This window comes from Amycolatopsis regifaucium (assembly GCF_001613935.1).
GTDB lineage: Bacteria > Actinomycetota > Actinomycetes > Mycobacteriales > Pseudonocardiaceae > Amycolatopsis > Amycolatopsis regifaucium.
In genome coordinates this window covers 134620-159659 of the sequence record NZ_LQCI01000049.1, presented here as the reverse complement: position 1 = coordinate 159659, position 25040 = coordinate 134620, and the positions used below count along the sequence as shown (strand labels likewise).

Genomic DNA, 25040 nt, shown 5'->3' with positions numbered 1-25040 from the left:
TCAGCATCTTTCGTGCTCGGGGTTGGTGCCGCCGTCGGTGGTGTCGACGCGCCAGGTCGCGTTCTCCAGCCGCAGCGGCAGCACCAGCCGCCAGCGGATACAGCCCTCCGGCAGGTACACGGGCGCGTCGTCGACGTCCTGCGTGCTGGTGAAGGCGACGAGCACGCGGAGCGAGCCCGGCGAGCCCGGCTCGATGCGGTAGACGAGGATGCTGCCGTCCCGAGTGGACTGATAGTCGTTCTTCCACTCCGAGGCGGTCTTGGTCTTGGCCCGTTCCCGGCTGACCACCGAAGTCCACTTCGAATAGTCGCGATTGTTGATGGAGTCGAAATACCCCTGCAGCACCTGCCGGACGCTCTGGTACTGCGGATGCGCGAAGACGTCGGGCGTGACTTCGACGGTGGGCGAACCCGGCTGCGCCTCCGGGGCGACCGACGACGGCGAGTCACTGACGACCGGATCGGTGGGCTCGGCCTCGGGACGGCGGTAGAGCTCACGCGCCAGCAACCCGATGCCGACGGTCAGCGAGATCACCACCACGAGGACGGGGATCAGCCACCGCTGGCGAGAGGCGGGGCGAGGCTGGGCGGTCACCCTGGAAGGTTAGCCGCCCGCCTCTTCCGTCTTCACGCCCTCTACCCGACCTGATGCAGCCAGGTGACCGGAGCGCCGTCGCCGGCATGCCGGTACGGTTCGAGCGCTTCGTCCCAATTGGCGGCGAGGAGCTCATCGAGCTTGTGCGCCAGGGACTCGCCGGTGCGGACCTTGCTCACGAGAGCGCGCAACTGGTCCTCACCCACGACGATGTCGCCGTTGGCACTGGTCCTGCCGTGCCACAGGCCGAGGCCGGGGGCGAAACAGAACCTCTCACCGTCGACCCCCGCACTGGGCTCTTCGGTGACTTCGAACCGGATCATCGGCCACGCCTTGAGCGCGGACGCCAGCTTCGCGCCGGTGCCCGCAGGCGCGCGCCAACCACATTCGGCGCGGAGCTGTCCTGGACTGGCGGGCTGCGCCGTCCACTTCAACTCGACTCGGGCACCCAGGGTGCCCGAAATAGCCCACTCGACGTGCGGACAGACCGCAGACGGCGACGAGTGGACGTACACCACGCCACGGGTGTTGCCACGGGTGCTCACTGCTGACCTCCGCTACTCGACGAGGGGCGTCTTCCCCTACGACCTCGCGAGCTGCGCTGGTCAGGTGGCTCGTGCCGCCGCCCGATACGCGTGAGCACATTGTGCACCCCAACTGTGCTGTTTGGCCACATGAACACCATAAGTCGCACCTGATTGGGACGCGGGACCGCGCGGCGACGGGTGCCGGCGGTCCGCGGGCAGGGCGACGAGGAGCGCTGCATGTCGACGCCGGTGGCGAAATGCGGCCCTGCGTTCTCCTGGTGACGGTGGACGGGGAACTGTCACCTACCAACGAGCACCACCCGGACGGGTGACGGCGCGCACGCGCATTACGACCTTTCGAGCAACCTCACCGCCCCTACCTGGGACGTGTCTCCCCATTAGTCCGGATGGAGGCGCTAGTTTGTGCACCGAGACCGACGAGATGGGGAGGGGTTCGGTGCGACTCGTTCGCCTCGCTCAGCAGCCGTCCCGGGTGGCCGAGGACGTTCGTGCCGCGCTGGCCTCGCTCGGCCGCGGCAGCACTGTCGTCGGCGGGGTCGCCCTGGTCGGCGCCCGCCCGGCGGACGAACGGGCCGTCGAGGCCGTCATCGTCATGCCCAAGGGCGTCATCATCGTCATCGGTGTCGACCTGCCGGATCCGGCACTGAAACTCGAAGCCCCGCTCGGCGGGCCGTGGAAGGCCGACGGCTGGCCGCTGGTCCACGGCGACACGTCGATCAACCCGGCCACCGACGCGCTCTCGCTGTCCGCCGCGTGCACGCACAAGATCGCCGACGTCGCCCCCGGTGCCGGTCCGATCGGCACGATCATCGCCGTCGGCCCGTATGTGGAGACGGTCGATCAGCCGCCGTCGGATCTCGCCGGCTCGGTCCGCGTCCTGTACCCGACGGCGACGACGATGCTCGCCGCGACGGTCTCGCTGGCCACCGCGGACCGGCCACGGTCGGTCCAGCAGGCGCGGGAACTGATCGCCGCGCTCGCCCCGGACGCCCCGCCGATGCCCGAAGAGATGTTGCTCGGCGAGGGATTCAGCGCCTACTCCGACGACGAGCCGACCGTGATCCGCGAGAACCCGCTCGTCGCGATCGCGCCGACGGTTCCCGTGCAGCATCCGGGGAAGGTGAAGAAACCGGCGAAACCGGCCGCTCGTTCGGCACCGCCCGTCAAACCCACTCCACCTGTTCAGCACGTTCAGACCCCGCCGCGGGCCGCCGCCGCGAAACCGGCTCCGCCGGTCCGGCAGACCCTGCCCCCGGCGGCCGCCCCCGCTCCCGCCGAGCCCGCACCGAAGGCGCCTCACCAGTCCAAGACGGTGAAGTGGCTTCCTGTCGCCGCGATCGGCCTGCTCATCGTGCTGCTGATCGCGGCCGTCACCGTCGCTTCCGGCGGGGACGACACCGCGTCCACGCAGCCTCCACCGGCACCGGCCCCGGCGACCAGTTCCGCCCCGCCGAGCAGCAGCGCCGTGGAGAACATCCAGTTCACCTCCCGGGCGTCGGCCGCGGACCAGAAATGCGCGTCGCACGCGTACGGCGACGTCCAGGCGAGCCTTCAGCAGACGAGTTGCGCGGGCGTGAAACGGGCCAGCTTCGCCAGTTCCATCGACGGCCGGGCCGCCGCGGTGACGATCGCCGTCGTGGAGTTCCCGGACACCGCGCAGGCGACCGCGTTCAAGGCGGCCGCCGACACCCCCGGCGGTGGCGGCATCCTCGATCTCGCCACCGAAACCAACCAGTGGCAGGGTGAGGTCCCCGTGTTCGAGGGGGCGGCCTACCAGAGCAGCCAGGACGGGAAGGCGGTCCGGCTGATCCAGGTGGTGTGGGTGCCGGGACCGTCCACTCCGGACGATCCCGGCCTGGTCCGTGGCGCGAAGGCCGCGCTCGAACTCCCCGTCAACGGCTGAGACTCAGAGCCCGTACGCCTCCAGCAGACGAAGCCACACCTCGCTGATCGTGGGGAACGACGGAACCGCGTGCCACAGCCTCGACAGCGGGACCTCCCCCACGATCGCGATCGTCGCGGAATGCAGCAGTTCGGCCACGTCCTGCCCGACGAAGGTCGCACCGAGGAGGACACCGCGTTCGGTGTCGACGACGATCCGCGCCTTGCCCGCGTAGCCGTCGGCGTGCAGTGACGAACCGGCGACCGCGATGTCGATGTCGACGACACGGTGCGGTTTGCCCTCTTCCGGCCCGGCGAGCCCGACCGAAGCGACCTCCGGGTCGGTGAAGACGACCTGCGGGATGGCGTGGTGGTCGGCCGTGGAGCTGTGCGCGCTCCACGCGGCGGAGTCGACCGGCTTGCCCGCCGCCCGCGCGGCCACCGCGTCGCCGGTGGCACGGGCCGCGTACTTGCCCTGGTGGGTCAGCGGCGCCCGGCCGGTGACGTCACCGACGGCGAACAGCCAGTCACCGTCCACAGCGGACACACGACCGTTGTCGTCGGTCGTGAGCGCCGCACCGGCTTCGAGACCCAGCACCTCGACGCCGAGTCCGTCGGTCGCGGGACGGCGGCCGGTGGCGACGAGCAGTTCGTCGACGATCAACCGGTCGCCACCCTTCAGCGCCAGTTCCTTACCACCGTCCAAAGCGGACACGGAGTCGAGACCGGAGCCGGTGTGCACGATGACCCCGGCGTCGCGCAGTCCCGCGATGACCGCGTCGCCGGCGAACTCCGGCAGCCGCGGCAAGGGACGCTCCCCCGAGATGATCAGGTGGACTTCGGCGCCGAGCGTGGCGTAGGCCTGCGCCATTTCCACGCCGACGACACCGCCGCCGAGCACGCCGAGGCGGCGCGGGACCTCTTCCGCCGAAGTCGCCTCCCGCGAACCCCACGGGGAAATGGTGTCCAGTCCGGGGATGGACGGCGTCCGCGGCACACTGCCGGTGGCGACGATCACCGCGTGCCGCGCGGTCAGCACGTCACCGCCGTCGACTGTGACCTCCCGCTCACCGGTGATCCGGCCGTGCCCGCGGATCGGGGCGATCCCGGCGCCTTCCGCCCACTTGACCTGTCCGGTGTCGTCTCCCTTGCCGGTGAACCAGTCCCGGCGCGCGAACACCGCCGCCGGGTCGACGGCGTCGCCGACCGGGACACCGGGTACGCGTTTGGCCGCGGCGAGCAGGTTGCCCGGGCGCAGCAGCGCCTTGCTCGGAATGCAGGCCCAGTAAGAACATTCGCCACCGAAGCGTTCGTGTTCGACGAGGGCGACCTGGAGGCCGCCGCGGGCTGCGCGCTCGGCGGCGACCTCGCCGACCGGGCCGCCTCCGATCACGATCACGTCAAAAGTCTGTGCTGACATGCATTCAGCGCACACCACCGCGCAGCTTCGCGCAACCTGCCGCTATCCTCGTGTCGCTGCGTGAGTAACAGCCGCGGGTTCAGGTTGCACCGTGCCGGTTACGCAGTAGAACGATCGAGCGCGGGAGGTTTTTTCATGGCCAGGAACACTGCTGTGCATTTGCTGGACGATCTGACCGGTGAAGCGGCCGAAGAAACGGTCGCCTTCGCTTTGGACGGAATCGCCTACGACATCGACCTTTCGGCCGACAACGCCACCGCGCTCCGGGAAATCCTGCGTGCTTATGTGGAAAACGGCCGCCGGATCGGTGGCCGGAAACTGCGTCCGCGGGTCGTGCAGCGGCCCAAGGGCGCCCGGGTGTCGAAGTCGACCCCGAAGACCGCGGCGACCGCCGCGAAGGCGGAGGCGAAGACCGCCGCGAAGCCGGGTCGCAAGCCCGCCGCGAAGGGTGTCGCCGGCCGCAAGCCCGCCGCCGCCAAGGCCGCTCCCAAGACCACCGCCGCGAAGGTCGCCGCCCCCAAGGCGGAGAGCAAGACCACCGCCAAGACCACGGCGAAAGCCACCGCCGCCAAGGCGAAGGCGGCCCGCGGCACTGCGGCGAAGACCACGACAGCCAAGGCTCCGGCCGGTCGTGCCAAGGCCGCCGCCGCGACCAAGGCCCCGGCGAAGACGACGGCCGCGAAGCCCGCGGCCAAGACCACGACCGCGAAGACGACGGCAGCCAAGGCCGCTCCGAAGGCCGCCGCCAAGACTCCGGTGAAGAAGACCGCTGAGCCGAAGAAGACCACTCGGGCCGCCCGCAAGGTGCCCGCCGTCACCTTCTCGGCGAAAGAAAAGTAGTTCTCTCGAAAAGGGCCCCATTCGCGAAAAAAGCGAATGGGGCCCTTTCTTTTCGTGTGGTAATGACGGTTCTGACCGTCATTACCACTCACGACTATTCACGCTGAGCGCCTTCGGAGTGCCATTGCGGGTACTGGTACCGGGTGTGCCGGAGCGAGCTGTGCCACTCGCGCTCCGCCGCCGTGGGCTCCCGGGCGGTGAGTTCACCCAGTCGCGCGGCCGCCGCGGCGCGGACCGCGGCCGTGACGTCCGCGACACCTTTGCGCAGGCCATGGTCGGCGAGCGACGCGACCCGGCTCCGATGCGAGTCGAGCGGGCGGGGATCCGCCGGTGCCGCGGTGAGGTACCGGCCGACGCGTTCGGCCGCGGTCGAAACGAGCAGGGTCGAATGCGCGAGCAAGCCCGTTCTCGTCCTGAACACGGCGAAACCGCACAGCTTCGCGTCACCGACGAACAGCCCTCGATCACCGAGCCGCGACGGCAGCCCGAGTCCGGCCACCGTCGCGGTCATCAGTTCCCCGAGCGCTTCGAGCGGTCTGACGGCTTTCGCCGACAGACCTTGCCCCGGCAGGACGAGCGTGATGTTGAGATTCCCGGGATCGTGGAACACCGTGCCGCCGCCACTGGCCCGGCGCAGCACCGGGACGCCGTCGCTCGCACAGACGTCGGCCTTGACCTCGCGTTCGATCTTCTGCCCCCGCCCCACGACCACACAGTCGGTGTTGCGCCAGATCCACAGGACCGGCGCTTCCGGTGCGGCGCGCAGGAGGGCTTCGTCGAACGCGAGGTTGTCGGCCGGGTCGTCGAACGACGCGACGACTTCCGAGGGGCCGGTCACAGCGCTTTGAGTTCCTCCACGATCTCGCCCACCGACGACTTCGCGTCGCCGAAGAGCATGCTGGTCTTCGCATCGTAGAAGAGCTCGTTGTCGATACCGGCGAAGCCCGAGCTCATCGAGCGTTTGAGCACGATCACCGACCGGCTGTGGTTCACCTTGAGGATCGGCATCCCGTAGATGGGCGAGCCGGGATCGGTCTCCGCCGCCGGGTTCGTGACGTCGTTCGCGCCGATCACCAGCGCGACGTCGGTCTGGGCGAACTCGGAGTTGATCTCGTCCATTTCCTTGAGCTGCTCATACGGGACGTCGGCCTCGGCGAGGAGCACGTTCATGTGCCCCGGCATCCGGCCGGCCACCGGGTGGATGGCGTAGGCGACGGTGATCCCCTTGGCCTCCAGCAACTTCGCCATCTCGCGGACCACGTGCTGCGCCTGCGCGACGGCCATGCCGTAACCGGGGACGACCACGACCTTGTTCGCGTACGCCATCTGGATCGCGGTGTCGGACGCGCTCGTGCTGCGGACCGGCCGGACCTCGCCGGAACCGCCGCTCGCGACCGCCGTGCCGCCGCCGAACCCACCGGCGACGATGGCCGGGATCGACCGGTTCATCGCCTTCGCCATCAGGTTGGTCAGGATCGAACCCGAAGCGCCGACGATCATGCCCGCCACGATCAGCGCGGTGTTGTCGAGGGCGAGCCCCATGGCCGCCGCCGACAGACCGGTGAGCGCGTTCAGCAGGGAGATGACGACCGGCATGTCCGCACCGCCGATCGGCAGCACGACCACCACGCCGAGCACACCCGCGGCGACCAGCAGGCCGATCATCAGCAGTTCGGCGTCGCCGCCGGTGGCGATGACGACGGCCAGGACGACCGCGGCGATCAGCACCAGCGCGTTGACCGGCTGCTGCAGTTTGCCCAAGGTGATCGGGCGGCCGGAGATGAGCTCCTGCAGTTTCCCGAACGCGATGTTCGAGCCCCAGAAGGAGATCGAACCGACGATGGCGGCGAAGAGCGACGCGATCGCGACGTACGCCGGCTCGTGCGCGTAGCCGTCCGTGGTCCGGAACTCGACCCACGCGATGAGCGCGACCGCCCCGCCGCCGACGCCGTTGAACAGCGCCACCATCTGCGGCATCGCGGTCATCTTCACCTTGCGCGCGGACGGCACGCCGACGACGACACCGATCGCCACACCGAGCGCGATCAGCAGCCAGTTGCCCATCCCGGGGGTCAAGAGCGTCGCGATCACCGCGATGCCCATGCCGACCGCGGCGATCCAGTTGCCGCGCACCGCGGTGCGCGGACCGGTCAGCCCCATCAGGCCGTAGATGAACAGTGCGAAGGAAATGATGTAGAGGACGGCGATGAAGGTCGTCACTTGTCACCACCCTCTTCCGGCTTCTTCGCCTTGAACATCGAAAGCATCCGGTCGGTGACGAGGAAGCCGCCGACCACGTTGATCGTGCCGAAGGCGATCGCGATCACCAGCAGGATCTTGTTCAGTACGCCGTCCACGCCGAGGCCGAGCACGATCAGCCCGCCGAGCAGGACGATGCCGTGGATGGCGTTGGTCCCCGACATCAGCGGGGTGTGCAGCGTGTTGGGCACCTTGGAAATGACCGTGAAACCCACGAATCCGGCGAGTACGAGGATCGCCAAACTGCCTACCAGCATCACTCGCCCCCTTCTTCTTTTCCGGCCACGCAGGCCCCGGCGACGATCTCGTCGGAGAAGTCGAGCGCGAGCTTGCCTTCCTTGTCGACGAGCAGTTCCAGCAGTTCCGTGACGTTGCGCGCGTACAGCTCGCTGGAATGCGCGGGCATCTCCGCGGCGAGGTTGAGCGGCGAGCAGATGGTGACGTCGTGCTCGACGACCTCCTCGCCCGGTTTCGTCAGTTCGCAGTTGCCGCCGGACTCACCGGCGAGGTCGACCACGACACCGCCGGCGGGCATGCCCTTCACCGCGTCGGCGGTGACGAGGACCGGTGCCCGGCGGCCCGGGACGAGCGCCGTGGTGATCACGACGTCGAACCTCGTGATCGCCTCGGTGAGCCTGCGTTGCTGCTCGGCCTTTTCCTCGTCGGTCAGCTCGCGGGCGTACCCGCCTTCGCCGACCGCCTCGATGCCGAGGTCGAGGAATTTCGCGCCGAGCGACTTCACCTGCTCGCCGACCTCGGGCCGGACGTCGTACCCGGTGGTCTGCGCACCGAGCCGTTTCGCCGTCGCCAAGGCCTGCAACCCGGCGACACCGGCGCCGAGCACGAGCACCTTCGCCGGTGGCACCGTCCCGGCGGCGGTGGTGAGCATCGGGAAGAACCGAGTGAGTTTCTCCGCGGCCAGCAAGACCGCGCGATAACCCGCGACGCTGCTCTGCGAAGACAACGCGTCCATCGCCTGCGCGCGGGAGATCCGCGGGATCGCCTCGACGGCGAAGGCGCGCACGCCCGCCGATTCGAGGGCCGCTATCCCGTCGGGATCACCCCTCGGGTTCAGGAAGCCGATGAGAATGGTGCCCTGTTTGAGCCTCGCGACTTCGGCCGCGCTCGGAGGCGCCACCTTCACCACGATGTCGGCATCCCACGGATCGCCGATCACCGCTCCCGCCTGCTCGAAGGTCTCGTCGGCGAGCAGCGCGCCGGCGCCCGCGCCGGGCTCGACCACCACCCGCAGTCCGCGTCCGGAAACGCGCTCGATGAGTTTCGGTACCAGCGCGATACGGCGTTCGCCTTGTCCGGTTTCCCGGACCACACCGACCGTGAGCTGCTCGTTCTCTGCCGCCACAGGCGACCTCCTCGCTGGAGAGGACCACACGAACCCGCACTTCTTACCACGCCAGGCCGACAACTTTCCTGGCTGAACGTATCCGGACGGCATCTTTCCGTGACATCGCTCATCACGATCGATCCAGCCATCGATCCAGGTGCGCGACGTCATAAGGGGCTTATGGCAGCGCTTCCCGCATCATGGAACGCTGCGCCAGTTCGGCACGCCCAGAAAGATCAGCCGCAGCCGTCGTTCGGCCGTGCGCCCGATCTCGTCGTCACGCGAAGGCGCTTCGAGCAGCTCCAGCACCGTCGTGAGCATGGTCGTCACGATCAGGTCGGCGAGCAGATGGAGGTCTTCGGTGCTCCATTCGCGGAGATTGTCGAAGCGCGCGAGGTCGACGGCGAGTTCGCTGACGAAGAGCTTGAGTTCGAACGTGATCGCCTGCCGGACCGGTCCCGTGCCGCCGTACCGCTCCCTGGTCAGGAAATGGAAGTGGTCCTCGTGCGCCCGCACGTGCCGGCGGAGGATCCGCACCGACGTCTTGATCATGTCGTTGTACGCGGCCGGCTTGGTGCGTGCCGACCGGATCATCGTGCGCAGCGTGCGCATCGACTCCTCGACGAGCGCGACGCCCAGTTCGTCCATGGACGCGAAATGGCGGTAGAACGCCGTCGGCACGATCCCGGCCTGCTTCGCCACCTCGCGCAGACTCAGCCCGGAGAACCCTCGTTCCGCCACCAGGTCCAGGGCGGCGTCCAGCAGCGCCTGCCGTGTGCGCTGCTTGCGCTCCTGCCGGGAAACGGGCTCCGTTGTCACGACGGACAGCGTAATCGCCTCCGCACTATCACCCACGTCACATCGCCCTCCTCTCGCGTTGACAAGCGCGAGTATCGCCACTTCACTATTCAGTGTACAAGCGTTCACTGAATTTGGGAGAAGTGATGACGGCACTCCTACCGCGCAGGGCCAGGCGGCTGGCCTCGCTGGCCGAGGCCCTGCTCACGCCCCATGGCATGGACCGCTACCTCGAACTCGTCGATCCGATGCTGGTCCGCCGCGAGCTCCGTGGCCTGGTCACCGACGTCCGGCGGCAGACGCCCGACTCGGTCACCCTGACCATCCGGCCGAGCCGGGCTTGGCGCGGCTTCGTCGCGGGTCAGTACGTGCGGGTGACCGTCGAGATCGACGGCGTCCGCCGGACCCGGTGTTACTCACCCGCCGGTTCGGAGCACGACCGCGCACTGGAATTGACCATCAAGGCGGATCCGCAGGGCCTCGTCTCACGGCATCTGAACCGCACGGTCACGATCGGCTCCGTCCTCGGACTGTCCACTCCGGACGGTGCATTCACCCTGCCTTCGCCGAGGCCGCGCCGGATCCTGCTGTTGAGCGGCGGGAGCGGGATCACGCCCGTCCTGTCGATGCTGCGCACGCTCGCGGACGAGCAGTACGAGGGCGACGTCGCCTTCCTGCACTACTCCAACGGCGCCGAAGACGCGCTTTACCGCGCCGAACTCGGCGACCTCGCCCGCCGCCTCCCCGGTCTCCGGGTGGTACACGCGTTCACCCACGCGAAGACGGGCGGTGACCTGCACGGATTCTTCTCGAAGGAGCACCTCGAAGAGGCCGCGCCGTGGTACCCCGACGCCGAAACCTTCCTGTGCGGCCCGAAACCGCTGATGGATTCCGTCCGCGAAGCGTTCGAGGCCGACGGGCTCGGCGCCCATCTGCACACCGAGGAGTTCACCCCGCCCGCGCTCACCTTCGACACCGAGAGCGCCGAGGGGCAGGTCCGGTTCGCACGCAGCGGCCGCGAGTTCGAGAACTCCGGGAAGCCCTTGCTGGAGCAGGCCGAAGACGCGGGACTGCGCCCGGAACACGGTTGCCGGATGGGGATCTGCTTCTCCTGCACGCAGGTCAAGACCTCCGGCTGCGTGCGCAACGCCAAGACCGGCGAAACCTCCAGCGAAGAGAACGAAGAGATCCAACTCTGCGTCTCCGTCCCCGTCGGGGACGTCGAGATCAACGCTTAGAAAGGACCGGCCCATGACCGGCTTGCAGGACAAGCTCACCCCCGCTCAGGTCGAGGAGTTCGGCCGCGAACTGGACGAGATCCGGCAGCGGATCGTCGCCGATCTCGGCCAGGCCGACGTCGACTACATCCACAACGTCATCAAGACCCAGCGCGCGCTCGAGGTCACCGGCCGCGGTCTGCTGTTCGCCGGCTTCTTCCCGCCCGCGTGGGTCGCCGGCGTGGCCGCGCTTTCGGTGGCGAAGATCCTCGACAACATGGAAATCGGCCACAACGTCATGCACGGCCAGTACGACTGGACGCGCGACCCGGCGCTGAGCTCCCAGAAATTCGAATGGGACAACGTCGCCCCCGCCGAGAACTGGCGCCATTCGCACAACTACATGCACCACACGTACACGAACATCCTCGACAAGGACCGCGACATCGGCTACGGCGTCCTGCGGATGGACCCGGCGCAGAAGTGGAATCCGTACTACCTCGGCAACCCGGTGTACGCGGTGGCGCTGGCGTTCATGTTCCAGTGGGGCGTCATGCTGCACGACCTCGAGTTCGACCGCATCGTCAAGGGCGAGCGCAAATGGTCGGACAACAAGGAGGTCGGCCTGAAGATGCTCAAGAAGGCCGGTCGCCAGGTCGGCAAGGACTACGTGCTCTTCCCGCTGCTGACCGGTCCGCTCGCGCCGTTGACCTTCCTCGGCAACGCGACCGCGAACCTGACCCGCAACCTGTGGGCGTTCTCCATCATCTTCTGCGGGCACTTCCCCGCCGACGTGGAGAGCTTCACCGAGGAGGAGACCGAGAACGAGTCGCGGGGGCAGTGGTACCTGCGGCAGATCCTCGGCTCGGCGAACATCACCGGCGGCAAGCTCTTCCACGTCATGACCGGGAACCTCTCGCACCAGATCGAGCATCACCTGTTCCCCGACATCCCGGCGCGCCGCTATCCGGAGATCGCGGGCGAGGTGCGGGCGATCTGCGAGAAGTACGGTCTCCCGTACAACACCGGCCCGCTGCACAAGCAGCTGTTCTCGGTGGCAAAGAAGATCGTGAAACTGGCCATGCCCTGGAACGGCGAACCCCGCGCGACCGCTACCGTTGAGAACGACAAGACCCTCCGAGCGGCATAAGGTGGCTGACATGGTCGGTCAGTTCGAGAGCACCAAAGACGTGGTCCAAGAGGTCACCGAGTCGGCGGCCACCCACATCGGCAACATCGCGACGATCATCACCGGCGCGATCCGGGACATCGCCCGCGAGACCGGCGACTGGCTGACGGACGTCATCGAGATGCGTGAGGCGTCCCAGCGGGCGCAGGCGGACGAACAGCACCGCGAAGACTAGGGAAACCTGGATGGCATGAGGCGGGTGGCCACGGCAGGCTGAATGCCGTGACCACCCGCTTCGCCTTGCTCGGACGCGTCCTCGGCGCACAGCTGAGCCGCGCGTACTGGGCCGAGCTGGCGTGGGTGCTGATCGGAGCGCCGCTGACGCTGGTGCTCGTGGTGCTCGTCGTCGCCGGACTCGTCATCGGGACCGGTCTGAGCCTGCTCACCATCGGACTGCCGGTACTCATCGGTGTGCTGGCGGGAGCACGGCTGATCGGCGCCGCGCAGATCCGCCTCGCCCGGGCCCTGCTCGGCACGAGGGTCACGCCACCCGCCCGGCCCGAGCTGCGGCCGGGCCTGTGGAACGGGATCAAGAGCAAGCTCGGTGATCCGGCGGGCTGGCGCTCGATCGCCTACCTGCTGATCCGGCTGCCGCTCACGCTGATCGAACTCTTCCTGGTCGCGACCCTGTTCGTCTACGCCGTCAGCACGCTGACCTATCCGCTTTTCTGGTTCACCCTGAACGGCGACGCCATGCCCACGTTCGACCTCCGCGTCGACACGTGGCCGCTCACCCTGCCGCTCGCGCTGACCGGGCTGGCCGTGCTGCTGGCGATGCCGTGGGTGGTCCACGGCCTGGCCGAATTCGATCGGCTGCTCGTGCGCGGCGTGCTCGGCGCCGAGGACCTGTCCCAACGCGTGCGCGATCTCGAACGCAGCCGGGCGGCCGCCGTCGACGACGCGGCACTGCGCCTGCGCCGGATCGAACGGGACCTGCACGACGGCGCGCAGGCCCAGCTGGTCGCGCTCGCGATGAAACTCGGCATCGCGAAGGACGAACTCGCCTCGGACGGCGCCGACGTCGCCCACGTCACGACCCTGGTCACCGCCGCGCATGCCAACGCGAAGCAGGCACTGGTCGAACTACGGGATCTCGCCCGTGGAATCCACCCGGCCGCGCTCGACTCCGGCCTCGACGTCGCACTGTCCACTTTGGCCGCCGGTTCGGGTATCGACGCGCGGATCACCGTCGGCCTGCCGAGCAGACCGTCACCGTCGATCGAGACCATCGCCTACTTCACCGTCGCCGAACTGCTGACCAACGCCGCCAAGCACACCTCGGCCGCGATCGAGGTCGACGTGGGCATCGTCGGTGACGGCTTGCGGCTCGTGGTGCGGGACGGCGGTGAAGGCGGGGCGCGGCTGGAACCCGGCGGCGGGCTCGCCGGGATCGCCGAACGGCTCGCGACCGTCGACGGCGGGCTCGACATCGACAGTCCACCGGGAGGGCCTACGGTGATCAGCGCGGAGATACCACTACGGAAATAGGACATGGGGGCGGCGTGCGCGTCGTGATCGCGGAGGATTCGGCCATCCTGCGGGCCGGACTCGTCGAGCTGCTCAACCTTCGGGGGCACGAAGTCGTCGCGGCCGTCGCCGACGGCGACAGTCTGCGCGCGGCGGTCCGGGAACACCGGCCGGATGTGTCCATTGTGGATATCCGGATGCCGCCGACGCATACCGACGAAGGCCTGCGCGCGGCGATCGCGCTCCGCTCGGAACTGCCCGGTTGCGCGATCCTGCTGTTCTCCCAGTACGTCGAGACGCAGTACGCGACGGAACTCCTCGCCGACCGCGCGGGCGGTGTCGGCTACCTGTTGAAAGACCGCGTCGCGGAGGTGTCGGACTTCCTCGACGCGCTACGGCGGGTCGCCGACGGTGAGACCGTGCTCGATCCGGAAGTGGTCAGCCAGCTCTTCACCGCCACCCGGAAAACCGACGCGCTCGCCGGGCTGACGCCGCGGGAACGGGAAGTGCTGGGACTGATGGCCGAAGGGCGGTCGAACTCGGCCATCGCGGCGGCGCTGTTCCTTTCGGCGGGCTCAGTGGAGAAGTACGTGTCGAGCATCTTCGGGAAGCTGGCGCTGCCTCAGTCCGAAGGGGACAATCGGCGGGTGCTGGCGGTACTGCGGTACTTGGCGTCTTGAGGCGTGGCGAGCCCTGGGCGGTCTTGCTCGCGTGAAGTACATGATGGCCCCCTTCCTTGCGCCTAGCGCAAGGAAGGGGGCCATCATGTACCGGGGAAGGTGTGAAGGACTCCTGCAGGGCCTTTGAGCCCCGCCGCACCTCTACCGCGGCTCCACCGGTTCCGCCTCCGGCAGGCACAACTGCATCCACGCCACATCCCACCAGGCTCCGTGCTTGTACCCGATGCGCTTGTAGGTCCCCACCGGCTCGAATCCCATCGCCTTGTGGAGTCCGGCGCTCGCGTCGTTCGGCACCACCATTCCGGCGCAGAAGTTCCGGAATCCGCGTGACGCCAGCCTGTCCAGCAGCGCTTGGTAGAGCGCGCGGCCGCCACCCTTCCGCTGCCGGCCCCGCTCCAGATAGACGCTGACCTCGCACGACCAGCGATAGGCGGGACGGCCACTGAACGGGCCCGCGTAGGCGTAACCGATGACGCGGCCTTCGTCGTCTTCGAGCACGAGCCAGGCATGCGACCGCCGCGCCTTGGTGATGCGCTCGGCCATCTCGTCCGGCTTGGGCGGCTCGGTCTCGAACGAGATCACCGTGTCGGTGACGTACGGCGCGTAGATCTCCGCGCACGCCGCCGCGTCGTCTTCGGTCGCTTCCCTGATCACCATGGCGAGTATAGTAACCGAGGTTGCCACTATAGTGAGCAGCATGTCGGATCCCTTGTCCGCGTCGCTCGCCGCGACGCTCCAATCCGCGAGAGTCGGCCAGAATCTCTCGGCCAACGCGCTCGCCGAGATGTCCGGCGTGTCCCGGGCGATGATCGGGAAGATCGAACGCGGTGAGGCGCAGCCGACGGCGGTCCTGCTCAGCCGGCTTTCGGCCGCGCTCGGAATGACGTTGTCCGAATTGGTCGCGCGCGCGGAACACGGCGACCGGCGGCTCGTTCGCGTGGCGGACCAGCCGACATGGGTCGACCCGGACACGGGGTACGTACGCCGCGCTGTCTCGCCGTCGCTCGGCGGACCGCTGGAACTGGTGGAGGTCGTCCTGCCCGCGGGCGCCGAGGTCTCGTTCCCCGCCCACACCTACGCGCTGACCCATCACCAGATCTGGGTGCTCGACGGACATCTGCGGTTCCGCGAGGGCGACGTCGACCACGAACTCGACACCGGTGACTGCCTTCAGCTCGGCACGCCCCAGCCGTGCGCCTACGTCAACCCGACGGATCGACCGGTGCGCTATCTGGTCGCCCTCGCCCGGCGGCACGCCTGACGCACTACCGTGAACTACATGTACTCCACGGAGATCGAGGTGCGCACCGGCAGCGTGGCCGTGGTGCACGACCTGACCAAGGACGCCGAGACCTTCCTGCGCGACGCGGACGCCGAAGACGGCATCCTGCACGTCTTCGTGCCGCACGCGACGTCCGGGCTGGCGATCCTCGAAACCGGCGCGGGCAGCGACGAGGACCTGCTCACGGCGCTCGATGACCTGCTCCCCCGCGACGGGCGCTGGCGGCATCAGCACGGCAGTCCCGGTCACGGCCGTGACCACGTCCTGCCCGCGCTGCTGCCGCCGTACGCCACGATCCCGGTCCTCGGCGGGGTGCTGACGCTGGGCACCTGGCAGTCGATCTGCCTGGTGGACACCAACCTGGACAACCCGGTCCGGCGCGTCCGCTTCAGCCTCCTGGAGGGCTGATTCCGACGGGCTGACCGGCTCGGCAGCTCCGGCACTTGACCCGCGACGGCGGGCGCGACCAGGTACAGCGGGCCGAGGAGCGCCATCGCCCGCACGCCGAGCAGCCGCGGCAGGCCGGTCTGCAGCGCGGCGAACCCGGTCGAGGTCAGGAAGAGGAACCCGAGGACGTCCCAGCCGAGCGGCAGCGAGGAGTCCCACAGTTTCAGGAATCCGGCCAAAACACCGGTGACCAGCACGCCTGCCGAAACGATCTGTGTGAAGCGCGCGGCGACTCCCGCGTCTCGGCCGACGCGGTGTCCGACAATCAACAGCTTCCGGCCGCCCTCCGGTGAGGTCACCCGCCAGGAGACCAGGCCTCCGCTGCGGGACGCGATCCCGTGGGCGGCCGCTCGCGCCTGCCACCGCGGCGAGTGAGGCGAACGCCCCGGCGGGGCGCCGGCTCTGGGTCTGCATGACCGCCCTCCATTTATTCTTCGCGTGTTGAACTAGCTCACCGGTACCGTCGGCAACGTGACTACTCCGCACCGGCTCGTGTTGTGGGACATCGACCAGACCCTCGTGGACCTGCGCGGTATCGGCGCCGCCTGGTACACGGCCGCGCTCGCCGAGGTCGCCGGGCTCGAACTGCGGGCGCTGCCGAACTTCGGCGGCCGCACCGAACGCGCGATCAGCGCGGACATCCTGACCTCGCACGGCGTCGAGCCCACCGAGGAGAACGTGCGCAAGCTCTGGCTCGCGCTGATCGCGGTCTCCGAAAGCCACGCCCCGACACTGTCCTCGAACGGCCGCGCGCTTCCGGGCGCCAAAGACGCGCTGAACGCCTTCGCCTCGCACGGCGGCATCGTGCAGACACTGGTCACCGGGAACCTGCCGGAGATCTCCGTGCACAAGCTGACCGCGTTCGACCTGCACGAGCACGTGGACTTCGAGATCGGCGGTTACGGCTCCCTTTCGGCGCACCGGCCCGATCTCGTGCCCGCGGCCGTCGGCCACGCTTCGGCGAAACACGGCACCGAATTCGCGCCGACGTCGGTCGTCGTCATCGGCGACACCCCGGACGACGTGCGGGCCGCGCTCGACAACGGCGCCGTCGCGGTGGCCGTGGCGACCGGGCAGTTCAGCGCGGAGGAACTGGCCGACGCGGGCGCGCACACGGTGCTCGGCGACCTGACCGACCTGGCCGCGGTTCGCGCCGCTGTGCTGGGGAGCGCCGACTAAACTCGATCCATGGCATACCCAGGCGGCAACGGCTGGCCGGAGCGACCACAGCAGCCCGATCAGCGGCAACCCCCGCCCCCGGGGTACCCGCCCCAGTACGCCCAAGATCCCCAGCAGCAGTACCAGGGCCACCAGCAGTTCCCGCAGCAGACCTATCAGGGTTTCTCTCCGGCACCGCCGAAGAAGGGCAAGAAGGGCCTGTGGATCGGCCTCGGCGCGCTCGTCGTGGTCATCGCCGTCGGGGCCACGCTCTTCTTCGTCCTGCGTGACGGCGACGATCCGCGCCCTGAGCCCACTCCGCCGCCCGCGGCCGCTTCCGCGTCGAAGCCTCCGTCGACCGCACAGAGCGGCGACGCCCCGGAGGACAACAAGGTCCCGGCCAAGACGTTGGGCTGGCAGGGAATCGTCTCCAGGCAGGACAAGACGGCGTACGACCTGCCCCCGACGGGCTGGGAGACCAAGCCGGGCTACACCACCGGGAACACCGGGCGCGACCTGAAGATGGTCATCCACGACGCGATGCGGTACAGGCTCGGCGCCTGCCCCGACATTTCCGGTTCGAACCGGGGAACGGTCGGCTTCGCCACCGCGGATCAGATTCCGGTCGACAACGCCGCGAGAGGCGCCGTCCGGCTCTGGATCCAATCCGCCACCGGCAAGACCGACGTGCCGCTGCCCGAGGTCAAGCAGATCCCCATCGCGGGCGGCACGATGCAGGCTCTCAGTTCCTCCGCTTCGTACATCCCGAGCGAGGGCGAAGGCTGCCGGGCGCCGAGTGTGAAGGTCACTTCCGCGGCGTTCAAGGTCGGTGAGCAGACCATCTGCTTCGTGATGATCCTCGACCAGGGCACCCCGGACGCCCTGTCCGAAGCGGACGCGCAGATGATCCTCGCGAGTTTGAGGCCACAGCCATGACCGGCCCCGGTGGGCGCCCCGGCGAACCGCGAGCGTGGTTCGCCGATCCGCTCATCGGGCGACCGCTCGAATCCGAGGCCGAACAGACGAAGCCGATCCCCGGTCCGGGACGCCGCGCCGCCGCTTCCGCCTGCTGCCGACACTGGGTGTCATCGGCCTGATCGTCGTCCTCGCGGTCGGCACGACGGCCACCTATCAGGCCAAGACCGCGCCCCCGCCGTCGGTCACCGACCTCGTCCTGCCCGATCCGGTGCTGTCCGGACGATCGAAAAGCCCGAGGTCACCGTCGGTTACCAAACTCCGGCCGAGAACCGGTCACCTTGCAGGGCGTCGCCCGGTACCACCGCGATTCCTGTCCCGGCTCCGGCCACTCGGCGCGGGCGAGCGACGGGCGGCCCCGAAGACCGAAACCGGTGCCGTCGGACCGGTGAGCGCGCTCGACGGCGGTACGGTGGCCACGGCCGTCGTCCCCACCGCAGACGGGCCGTGCGCCGCACCCTCGGTCTCGATCACCGCGATCGCCCTGCCGCCGCGCGCCTTGCCCGGATCCGGCCGCTACCACGTCCTCCTGGTCCTGGCGGACCAGGGGATCCCCGGTGCGGTAGCCAGGGACATCGTCCTCAAGATGGGTGGAAGCATCCGTCGGGAGTAGCACTCCCCTAAGGGAAATATGGGTCCCCTGCCCGATGTCCCGGCGGCCTCGGACCGCTTACCTTGTTCCCATGCCAACAGGGGGAAGCGGGACGGCCGCGCCGGACCGGACGCACAAGATCACCACGGTGCTGAGGCACCGGCTGCCTTTCACCACCCTCGTCACGGTGACCATGCTCGCGCTCGCCTTGGCCACGGGCGCGCTCTGGTCGGCCGCCGAGGACCGCGCGGTGTACCCGTACATCGCCTATGGGCTGCCGTCGCTCGAATCAGGCCGGTGGTGGACCTTGCTCACCGGACCGCTGTTCGCGGTCGTCCCGCTGTACTACCTGCCGATGGTGCTGAGTTTCGCGTTGTTCGCCGGCTTCGCGGAATGGCGGCTCGGCACCCGCCGGGCGATGGCCGTCGCCATCGGCGGCCAGTTCGTCAGCGTGCTGGTCGCGGTCCAGTTCCTCGCACTGAGCCGCAACTCCGGCTGGGAGTGGGCGGAACGGGTCGCCGGCAGCCTCGACGTCGGATTCTCCGGCGGCGCGCTCGCCGCGGTCGCGGTCGCCAGCGCCACCCTGCGGCCGCCGTGGCGGCTGCGGTTGCGCGCCGGGCTGTGCGTCTACGCCGGGGTCGCGATCATCTTCGTCGGCACGCTCGCCGACCTCGTGCACTTCTTCGCACTCGTGCTGGCCCTGCCGTTCGGGCGCAAGTTCATCGGTTCCCCGGATTCCGCCCGCGAACGGCGGCCGAGCCTGCGCGAATGGCGGTTCTACGTCGTCGCCGGGCTGCTGGTGCTCACCGTCGCGGAACTGGTGATGTCCTTCGTCCCGGGCAACGGGCCCTTCGGTTCGTCCGAGGAGCTTTCGCTGTCGACCTGGGAGGTCGGCGTCCTGTGCCTGATCGTGCTGCCGATCATGAACGGCCTGCGCAAGGGCAGCCAGGTCGCCTGGTGGTGCGCGATGCTCCTGACCTCGTTCGTCATCCTGCAGGTGATGGCCTACGGCGGAGTGCTCGCGCTGGCCGAGGTCTTCGGTGAGGACACCGGGGTTTCGGATCCGCCGCTGTTCTTCGTGGACAATCTCCTGTGGACGGTCGAGTTCGCGCTGCTGATCTCCTCGCGCGGCGCCTTCCGCGTCCCGTCGCGGCGGAAGTGCCGCCGTCTCGGCCGGATGGGCAACCCCGCGCTGGCCCGCACACTGCTCAGCCGTCACGGTGGAAGCACGCTTTCGTGGATGACGACCTGGCCGCAGAACTCGTACTTCGTGGCCGCGGACGGCAAGTCCTACCTCGCCTACCGTCGCCATGCCGGTGTCGCGATCGCGCTCGGCGACCCGATCGCGCCCGACGGCGCCGGTGACCGGACGATCGCCGAGTTCATCACGATGTGCGAGAACACCGGTCTCGTGCCGTGCCTGTTCTCCGCCACCGGGGACACCACCGCCAAGACGACGGATCTCGGCTGGAAGCACGTCCAGGTCGCCGAAGACACCTTGATCGAACTGGACACGCTGGAGTTCCGCGGCAAGCGCTGGCAGGACGTGCGGACCGCGCTCAACCGCGCCAAGAAGGACGGCATCGAGTTCCGGCTGGTCCGGCTCGCCGATCAGCCCCGTTCGGTGCTCTCGCAGGTGCGCGCGATCTCCGAGGAATGGATCGGCGACAAGGGCATGCCGGAGATGGGCTTCACGCTCGGTGGCGTCGACGAGGCGATGGACCCGGAGACCCGGGTCGGTCTCGCGGTGGACGCCGACGGCGTGGTCCACGGGGTGACGTCGTGGCTGCCGGTCCACACCGGTGCCGGCGCCGTCGGTGGCTGGACGCTGGACGTCATGCGCAAACGCGCCGACGGGTTCCGTCCCACGATGGAGTTCCTGATCGCGTCGTCGTGCCTGGCCTTCCGCGAAGAAGGCGCGAAATTCGTTTCGCTGTCCGGCGCTCCGCTGGCGAGTTCCGGCGAACCCGCGCACGCCGTCGAACGCGTCCTCGACGCGCTCGGCACGATGATGGAGCCGTTCTACGGCTTCCGTTCGCTGCACGCGTTCAAGGCGAAGTTCCAGCCTCGTCACGTCCCGCTGTACCTCGCGTTCCGCGACGAAGCGGATCTGCCGCGGATCGGGATCGCGCTCGGCCGGGCCTACCTGCCGAACACCGGACTGCTGCGACTGGCCAAACTCGCGAGGTCCGGCAAGAAGACCCAGCCCCGAAAAGATCAGCGCAAAGTCGAAGGCGGCGGCGTGATGGTCTTGCGGTCGGCCTCCGGGACGCCCCGGTAGGACTTGAGGATCTTCAAGATCAGCTCGCGATCCGCGGCACCCGGCGTGTCCTGGCCCGAATAGACGGTCAGGGCCGCCGAGGCGTCGCCCAGCTCCGGCGCGAGCACCCCGACAAGAGCACGCCGTACCCCGCACGCTCCCGGCTGCGGGGTGACGACCTCCGCGAGAACGATGCTCGCGGGGACCTTCTTGCCGGTACCGAGGGTGAATTCGGTCGGCTGGGCCGGTTCCGGGGTGATCTTGGCCGTCAGCGGACCGTTCTCGGGGTTGTAGGCGCTGACCGCGAGGTCGTTGACCGCCTTCTCCGCCGCGGCGGCCGGTGCGGCCACCTGCACCTTCGTCACCCCACTGCCGCCGATCCGGCTTCGCTTCTCCTGCGGGCAGTAGCCCTCACCGACGAAGGCGCTGGCGACCATGGTGATGCCCGGGACCTGCGAGCCCTTCTCCCAGCCATGGATCGTGCCGGGTTTCGGGGTCCAGTCCGGCGGCACGTCGTAGGCGTAGACGCCGTCTTTCCCCGCCACCGACTGCCAGCCATCGGTCACCGGCGGAGCGACGACCTGCGGCGAAGGCGTGTAGACGATCGGGGTCCGGGTCTTCGGCGCACTGCTTTCCGAGGAACTGTCACCGTTGTTCGCCAGCGCGGCGACCGCGATGACACCGAGCGTGGCGAAGAAGCCGTACATGGCCCTTCGCCCGCTCCGCGACATCGGCTGCTTCGCGGGCTTCTGCGGCTCCGGTTCGGTCGAAGCGGGAGTCTCGGGGACGGGCGTGTAGCCGGGCGAGTCCGAGGGCTGGTAGCCCCCGAACCCGTCCAGCGCGGCGTTGTCCTCGTAGCCCGGGGAATCCTCGCGCTTCTTGCCGAACCAGCCCATTACGGACGGACGAGTTCGACCAGGTGCTTCACGACCGCGTCGACGGCGATCTCCTCGCGGTCGCCGGTGCGGCGGTCCTTGACCTCGACGACGCCGTTCGCCAGGCCGCGGCCGACCACCAGGATGGTCGGCACCCCGACGAGTTCGGCGTCCGCGAACTTCACGCCGGGGCTGGCCTTGCGGTCGTCGAGGACGACCTCGATCCCGGCGGCGTCCAGTTCGGCGGCGAGTTTCTCCGCGCCGGCGGCGACCGTCTCGTCCTTGCCCGCGATGACCACGTGCACGTCGAACGGCGCGACCTCGCGCGGCCAGATGATGCCGAGGTCGTCGTGGTTCTGCTCGGCGAGCACACCGACCAGCCGCGAGACGCCGACACCGTAGGAGCCCATGGTGATGCGGATGGGCTTGGAGTCCGGGCCCAGCGCGTCCAGCTCGAAGGCGTCCGCGTACTTGCGGCCCAGCTGGAAGATGTGCCCGATCTCGATACCGCGCGCGGCGACCAGGGTGCCCTTGCCGTCGGGCGAGGGGTCGCCTTCGCGGACCTCGGCGGCCTCGATCGTGCCGTCACCGGTGAAGTCGCGGCCCGCGACCAGGTCGACCACGTGGTGGTCACGCTCGTCGGCGCCGGTGACCCAGGCGGTGCCGTCGACGACGCGCGGATCGAGCAGGTAGCGGACGCCGTTGTCCTTCAGCGCCTTCGGACCGATGTAGCCCTTCACCAGGAAGGGGTTCTTGGCGAAGTCGGCTTCGTCGAGCAGCTCGAACTCGGCGGGCTCGAGTGAGGCTTCGAGGCGTTTCGTGTCGACCTCGCGGTCGCCGGGGAGGCCGACGGCCAGCAGCTCCCACTCCTTCGCGCCCGGCTGACGCGTCTTGACCAGGACGTTCTTGAGCGTGTCCGCGGCGGTGAAGGTGCGGCCGAGGTCTGCGTTGTTCAAGAAGGTGACCAGCGACTCGATGGTCGGGGTGTTCGGCGTGTGGTGGACCTTCGCCTCGGGCAGGCCTTCGATCGGCTTGGTCTCGGGGGCGGGCGTGGTGACCGCTTCAACGTTGGCCGCGTACCCCGATTCGGTGCTGCGGACGTAGGTGTCCTCACCCGTCTCGGCGACGGCGAGGAACTCTTCGGAGGCCGAGCCGCCCATCGCGCCGGAGGTCGCCTTGACGACGACGTATTCGATGCCGAGGCGGTCGAACAGCTTCGTGTACGCCTTGCGGTGGAGCTCGTACGACTTCGCCAGGCCCTCGTCGTCGAGGTCGAAGGAGTAGGAGTCCTTCATGACGAACTCGCGGCCGCGCAGGATCCCGGCGCGGGGACGCGCCTCGTCGCGGTACTTCGTCTGGATTTGGTACAGGACGACGGGGTAGTCCTTGTACGAGTTGTACTCACCCTTCACGGTGAGCGCGAAGAGCTCTTCGTGCGTCGGGCCGAGGAGGTAGTCGGCGCCCTTGCGGTCCTTGAGGCGGAAGAGGGCGTCGCCGTACTCGGTCCACCGGCCCGTGGCCTCGTAGGGCTCCTTCGGCAGCAGCGCGGGGAACTGGATCTCCTGCGCGCCGAAGGCGTTCATCTCTTCGCGGACGACGTTCTCGATCCGGCGCAGCACCCGCAGGCCCAGCGGCAGCCAGGAGTAGCCGCCCGGAGCGACTCGGCGGACGTAGCCGGCGCGTACCAGGAGCCGGTGGCTCGGTACCTCGGCGTCCGCCGGATCCTCACGCAGGGTGCGAAGGAACAACGACGACATCCTGGTGATCACTTCTGGGCTCCTCGCTGGAATTACGTGCTGAGACGTTCTGCGCAGCGTAGTCACCCCGCCCCGGGCCGATTCAACCGGTTATCGCGGTGCGCGGTTTTTGTCGGTGGGTGCCGCTAGCTTGCCGCCATGGGTATCGAGCTGGGCATGATCACGATCGACTGCGCCGAGCCGCGCGAGCTGGCGGCGTTCTGGACGAAGGCGCTCGGGGTGGCGGTGGATCAGGACTACGACGGCGAGTTCCTGATCCTGCGACCCAAGACGGAGAACGGGCCCGTGTTCGCGTTCCAGCGCGTACCGGAGCCGCGGGTGGGCAAGAACCGGGTCCACATGGACTTCGGTACCGAAGACAGGGAGAAGGAGGTGGAGCGTCTGATCGGACTGGGTGCCAGGAAGGTGGAGGAGCACGAGATGCCGGGGATGGCCTGGACGGTGCTGACCGATCCGGTTGGGAACGAGTTCTGCGTCGCCACCCACCAGGGCTGACGCCGATCCCGATGGTCAGAATGGCGGCATGAACGAGCGCGCCATCCTGCCCTGGACCGACATCGAGCTGCCCGAGGGGCTGAACGCCCGGTGGTACGACGGCACCGGTCCCTTGCCGGATGGCGACCTCGATGATGTCGAGGTTTACGTGCTGCCGTACGACACCGGAGCGGAGCCGACGAAGCTGATCGCCCGGCTGCCGTCGCTGAAGCTCCTGCAGTCGCTTTCGGCCGGGGTGGAGAAGCTGCTCCCGCTGGTGCCGGCGGGGGTGAAGCTGGCCAACGGCCGTGGCCTGCACGACCTCAGCGTGGCGGAGCACGCGCTGGCGTTGATCCACGCCTCACAGCGGGATCTGCCGCGCTGGTTCGCGCAGCAGTCGACGGGTTCGTGGGAGCGCGAGCACACGCGGTCGCTGGCCGACAGCCGGGTGCTGCTGGTCGGATACGGCTCGATCGGCCGGGCCATCGAGCGGCAACTGCTCGCGGCCGAAGCGGTCGTGACCAGGGTGGCGAGCACGGCGCGCCCCGAGGAGCGGGTACACGGCGTCGGTGAGCTGGCGGACCTGCTGCCGTCGGCCGACATCGTGGTCCTGATTCTGCCCGAGACGCCCGCGACCACGGGCCTGTTCGGCGCCGCGGAACTCGCCGCGCTGCCGGACGACGCCCTGGTGGTGAACGTCGGGCGGGGCTCGGCGATCGACACCGCCGCCCTCACCGCCGAGACCGTGGCCGGACGGTTGCGCGCGGCGCTGGACGTCGTGGACCCGGAGCCGCTGCCCGCCGGGCATCCACTGTGGACCGCGCCGGGGGTGGTCATCACGCCGCATGTCGCGGGCGGGTCGGCGTCGTTCTACCCGCGCGCGAAGCGGCTGGTCACCGAGCAGCTTCGCCGCTACGTCGCCGGGGAAGAGCCGCTGAACGTGGTCGGCCGACCCCGCGTTTAGTCCTCTAAATGCGTACCT

At 68.9% G+C, this 25040-nt stretch carries 27 protein-coding genes; 16 read left to right on the top strand and 11 right to left on the bottom strand.

Translation table 11 applies throughout. The annotated features are described in order from the left end of the window. Window positions 1-594 (bottom strand): hypothetical protein, encoded by a 594-nt coding sequence (locus tag AVL48_RS32640; protein WP_061984314.1) that lies wholly within the window; start codon window positions 592-594, stop codon window positions 1-3. 41 nt (window positions 595-635) lie between these two features. Beyond that, window positions 636-1139 (bottom strand): DUF3145 domain-containing protein, encoded by a 504-nt coding sequence (locus AVL48_RS32635; RefSeq protein ID WP_143104976.1) that lies wholly within the window; start codon window positions 1137-1139, stop codon window positions 636-638. Between the two features lie 424 nt (window positions 1140-1563). Here AVL48_RS32635 and AVL48_RS32630 point away from each other — a divergent pair, with 424 nt between their 5' ends. Further along, window positions 1564-3045: a hypothetical protein gene (locus AVL48_RS32630; protein ID WP_167386370.1), complete on the top strand. Its 1482-nt coding sequence runs from the start codon at window positions 1564-1566 to the stop codon at window positions 3043-3045. A gap of 3 nt (window positions 3046-3048) precedes the next feature. Here the strand turns inward: AVL48_RS32630 and AVL48_RS32625 are convergent, their stop codons facing one another. Next, window positions 3049-4422: a dihydrolipoyl dehydrogenase family protein gene (locus AVL48_RS32625; RefSeq protein WP_061984316.1), complete on the bottom strand. Its 1374-nt coding sequence runs from the start codon at window positions 4420-4422 to the stop codon at window positions 3049-3051. 156 nt (window positions 4423-4578) lie between these two features. Here AVL48_RS32625 and AVL48_RS32620 point away from each other — a divergent pair, with 156 nt between their 5' ends. After that, on the top strand, window positions 4579-5283 hold the full coding sequence (locus tag AVL48_RS32620) for an Lsr2 dimerization domain-containing protein (RefSeq protein WP_074038241.1): 705 nt from the start codon (window positions 4579-4581) through the stop codon (window positions 5281-5283). A 94-nt stretch (window positions 5284-5377) separates the two neighbouring features. Here the strand turns inward: AVL48_RS32620 and AVL48_RS32615 are convergent, their stop codons facing one another. The 5 genes from AVL48_RS32615 to AVL48_RS32595 all read right to left on the bottom strand — a co-directional run bounded on the left by AVL48_RS32615 (window position 5378) and on the right by AVL48_RS32595 (window position 9742). Next, window positions 5378-6121 (bottom strand): lipoate--protein ligase family protein, encoded by a 744-nt coding sequence (locus AVL48_RS32615; RefSeq protein ID WP_061984320.1) that lies wholly within the window; start codon window positions 6119-6121, stop codon window positions 5378-5380. After that, the gene (locus AVL48_RS32610; RefSeq protein WP_061984324.1) at window positions 6118-7503 is read right to left on the bottom strand and encodes an NAD(P)(+) transhydrogenase (Re/Si-specific) subunit beta; all 1386 of its coding nucleotides are present in this window, start codon (window positions 7501-7503) and stop codon (window positions 6118-6120) included. The genes AVL48_RS32615 and AVL48_RS32610 overlap by 4 nt, the downstream gene beginning before the upstream one ends. Further along, window positions 7500-7799, bottom strand: coding sequence for an NAD(P) transhydrogenase subunit alpha part 2 (locus AVL48_RS32605; protein ID WP_037313815.1), 300 nt, complete (start codon window positions 7797-7799; stop codon window positions 7500-7502). Before AVL48_RS32605 ends, AVL48_RS32610 begins: the two co-directional genes overlap by 4 nt. After that, window positions 7799-8905 (bottom strand): Re/Si-specific NAD(P)(+) transhydrogenase subunit alpha, encoded by a 1107-nt coding sequence (locus AVL48_RS32600; RefSeq protein WP_061984325.1) that lies wholly within the window; start codon window positions 8903-8905, stop codon window positions 7799-7801. The genes AVL48_RS32605 and AVL48_RS32600 overlap by 1 nt, the downstream gene beginning before the upstream one ends. Window positions 8906-9085: 180 nt before the next feature. Then, window positions 9086-9742 (bottom strand): TetR family transcriptional regulator, encoded by a 657-nt coding sequence (locus tag AVL48_RS32595; protein ID WP_061984326.1) that lies wholly within the window; start codon window positions 9740-9742, stop codon window positions 9086-9088. Window positions 9743-9831: 89 nt separating this feature from the next. Between AVL48_RS32595 and AVL48_RS32590 the strand changes: the two genes are divergently transcribed. From AVL48_RS32590 to AVL48_RS32570, 5 genes are read left to right on the top strand one after another with little or no spacing between them, the layout of a single operon-like run. Continuing rightward, window positions 9832-10923, top strand: coding sequence for a ferredoxin reductase (locus AVL48_RS32590; protein WP_061984327.1), 1092 nt, complete (start codon window positions 9832-9834; stop codon window positions 10921-10923). A 13-nt stretch (window positions 10924-10936) separates the two neighbouring features. Then, on the top strand, window positions 10937-12052 hold the full coding sequence (locus AVL48_RS32585) for a fatty acid desaturase family protein (protein WP_061984334.1): 1116 nt from the start codon (window positions 10937-10939) through the stop codon (window positions 12050-12052). Between the two features lie 10 nt (window positions 12053-12062). Then, the gene (locus AVL48_RS32580; protein ID WP_037313821.1) at window positions 12063-12266 is read left to right on the top strand and encodes a hypothetical protein; all 204 of its coding nucleotides are present in this window, start codon (window positions 12063-12065) and stop codon (window positions 12264-12266) included. A 47-nt stretch (window positions 12267-12313) separates the two neighbouring features. Further along, window positions 12314-13579: a sensor histidine kinase gene (locus AVL48_RS32575; protein ID WP_061984336.1), complete on the top strand. Its 1266-nt coding sequence runs from the start codon at window positions 12314-12316 to the stop codon at window positions 13577-13579. 14 nt (window positions 13580-13593) lie between these two features. Continuing rightward, complete coding sequence (locus tag AVL48_RS32570) at window positions 13594-14238, top strand: response regulator transcription factor (RefSeq protein ID WP_061984337.1); 645 nt, start codon at window positions 13594-13596, stop codon at window positions 14236-14238. 141 nt (window positions 14239-14379) lie between these two features. Here the strand turns inward: AVL48_RS32570 and AVL48_RS32565 are convergent, their stop codons facing one another. Further along, the gene (locus AVL48_RS32565) at window positions 14380-14895 is read right to left on the bottom strand and encodes a GNAT family N-acetyltransferase (RefSeq protein ID WP_061984338.1); all 516 of its coding nucleotides are present in this window, start codon (window positions 14893-14895) and stop codon (window positions 14380-14382) included. 40 nt (window positions 14896-14935) lie between these two features. Between AVL48_RS32565 and AVL48_RS32560 the strand changes: the two genes are divergently transcribed. From AVL48_RS32560 to AVL48_RS32530, 7 genes are all read left to right on the top strand, one after another. Further along, a complete protein-coding gene (locus tag AVL48_RS32560; protein ID WP_061984340.1) occupies window positions 14936-15499 on the top strand; it encodes a helix-turn-helix domain-containing protein in 564 nt (187 codons plus the stop codon). A gap of 18 nt (window positions 15500-15517) precedes the next feature. Then, complete coding sequence (locus AVL48_RS32555; RefSeq protein ID WP_061984342.1) at window positions 15518-15928, top strand: secondary thiamine-phosphate synthase enzyme YjbQ; 411 nt, start codon at window positions 15518-15520, stop codon at window positions 15926-15928. Window positions 15929-15963: 35 nt separating this feature from the next. Further along, a complete protein-coding gene (locus AVL48_RS39880) occupies window positions 15964-16260 on the top strand; it encodes a hypothetical protein (protein ID WP_061984344.1) in 297 nt (98 codons plus the stop codon). A gap of 199 nt (window positions 16261-16459) precedes the next feature. Further along, the gene (locus AVL48_RS32545; RefSeq protein ID WP_082857840.1) at window positions 16460-17146 is read left to right on the top strand and encodes an HAD hydrolase-like protein; all 687 of its coding nucleotides are present in this window, start codon (window positions 16460-16462) and stop codon (window positions 17144-17146) included. A 9-nt stretch (window positions 17147-17155) separates the two neighbouring features. Then, window positions 17156-18061: a DUF8017 domain-containing protein gene (locus AVL48_RS32540; protein WP_061984348.1), complete on the top strand. Its 906-nt coding sequence runs from the start codon at window positions 17156-17158 to the stop codon at window positions 18059-18061. Window positions 18062-18095: 34 nt separating this feature from the next. Further along, window positions 18096-18713 (top strand): DUF8017 domain-containing protein, encoded by a 618-nt coding sequence (locus AVL48_RS32535; RefSeq protein WP_244162541.1) that lies wholly within the window; start codon window positions 18096-18098, stop codon window positions 18711-18713. Between the two features lie 70 nt (window positions 18714-18783). Continuing rightward, a complete protein-coding gene (locus AVL48_RS32530) occupies window positions 18784-20973 on the top strand; it encodes a bifunctional lysylphosphatidylglycerol flippase/synthetase MprF (protein WP_143104975.1) in 2190 nt (729 codons plus the stop codon). On the opposite strand, the gene AVL48_RS32525 is transcribed toward AVL48_RS32530, so the two are convergent. Beyond that, on the bottom strand, window positions 20910-21848 hold the full coding sequence (locus AVL48_RS32525; RefSeq protein WP_061984352.1) for a DUF8017 domain-containing protein: 939 nt from the start codon (window positions 21846-21848) through the stop codon (window positions 20910-20912). The two genes, AVL48_RS32530 and AVL48_RS32525, sit on opposite strands and share 64 nt — an antisense overlap. Then, window positions 21848-23596 (bottom strand): proline--tRNA ligase, encoded by a 1749-nt coding sequence (locus AVL48_RS32520; RefSeq protein ID WP_061984354.1) that lies wholly within the window; start codon window positions 23594-23596, stop codon window positions 21848-21850. Before AVL48_RS32520 ends, AVL48_RS32525 begins: the two co-directional genes overlap by 1 nt. A gap of 126 nt (window positions 23597-23722) precedes the next feature. Between AVL48_RS32520 and AVL48_RS32515 the strand changes: the two genes are divergently transcribed. Together AVL48_RS32515 and AVL48_RS32510 are read left to right on the top strand one after the other, a co-directional pair. Beyond that, on the top strand, window positions 23723-24079 hold the full coding sequence (locus tag AVL48_RS32515) for a VOC family protein (protein ID WP_061984356.1): 357 nt from the start codon (window positions 23723-23725) through the stop codon (window positions 24077-24079). A 28-nt stretch (window positions 24080-24107) separates the two neighbouring features. Beyond that, a complete protein-coding gene (locus AVL48_RS32510) occupies window positions 24108-25022 on the top strand; it encodes a 2-hydroxyacid dehydrogenase (RefSeq protein ID WP_061984358.1) in 915 nt (304 codons plus the stop codon). The last annotated feature ends 18 nt before the right edge of the window (window positions 25023-25040 follow it).

Bases quoted from the DNA above. Each gene is read 5' to 3' on its own strand.
- AVL48_RS32515 (WP_061984356.1), top strand. From the start codon at position 23,723: ATGGGTATCGAGCTGGGCATGATCACGATCGACTGCGCCGAGCCGCGC.
- AVL48_RS32560 (WP_061984340.1), top strand. From the start codon at position 14,936: ATGTCGGATCCCTTGTCCGCGTCGCTCGCCGCGACGCTCCAATCCGCG.
- AVL48_RS32585 (WP_061984334.1), top strand. From the start codon at position 10,937: ATGACCGGCTTGCAGGACAAGCTCACCCCCGCTCAGGTCGAGGAGTTC.
- AVL48_RS32580 (WP_037313821.1), top strand. From the start codon at position 12,063: ATGGTCGGTCAGTTCGAGAGCACCAAAGACGTGGTCCAAGAGGTCACC.
- AVL48_RS32540 (WP_061984348.1), top strand. From the start codon at position 17,156: ATGGCATACCCAGGCGGCAACGGCTGGCCGGAGCGACCACAGCAGCCC.
- AVL48_RS32510 (WP_061984358.1), top strand. From the start codon at position 24,108: ATGAACGAGCGCGCCATCCTGCCCTGGACCGACATCGAGCTGCCCGAG.
- AVL48_RS32530 (WP_143104975.1), top strand. From the start codon at position 18,784: ATGCCAACAGGGGGAAGCGGGACGGCCGCGCCGGACCGGACGCACAAG.
- AVL48_RS32620 (WP_074038241.1), top strand. From the start codon at position 4,579: ATGGCCAGGAACACTGCTGTGCATTTGCTGGACGATCTGACCGGTGAA.
- AVL48_RS32565 (WP_061984338.1), bottom strand. From the start codon at position 14,895: ATGGTGATCAGGGAAGCGACCGAAGACGACGCGGCGGCGTGCGCGGAG.
- AVL48_RS32630 (WP_167386370.1), top strand. From the start codon at position 1,564: ATGGGGAGGGGTTCGGTGCGACTCGTTCGCCTCGCTCAGCAGCCGTCC.
- AVL48_RS32555 (WP_061984342.1), top strand. From the start codon at position 15,518: ATGTACTCCACGGAGATCGAGGTGCGCACCGGCAGCGTGGCCGTGGTG.
- AVL48_RS32590 (WP_061984327.1), top strand. From the start codon at position 9,832: ATGACGGCACTCCTACCGCGCAGGGCCAGGCGGCTGGCCTCGCTGGCC.
- AVL48_RS32525 (WP_061984352.1), bottom strand. From the start codon at position 21,848: ATGGGCTGGTTCGGCAAGAAGCGCGAGGATTCCCCGGGCTACGAGGAC.
- AVL48_RS32605 (WP_037313815.1), bottom strand. From the start codon at position 7,799: ATGCTGGTAGGCAGTTTGGCGATCCTCGTACTCGCCGGATTCGTGGGT.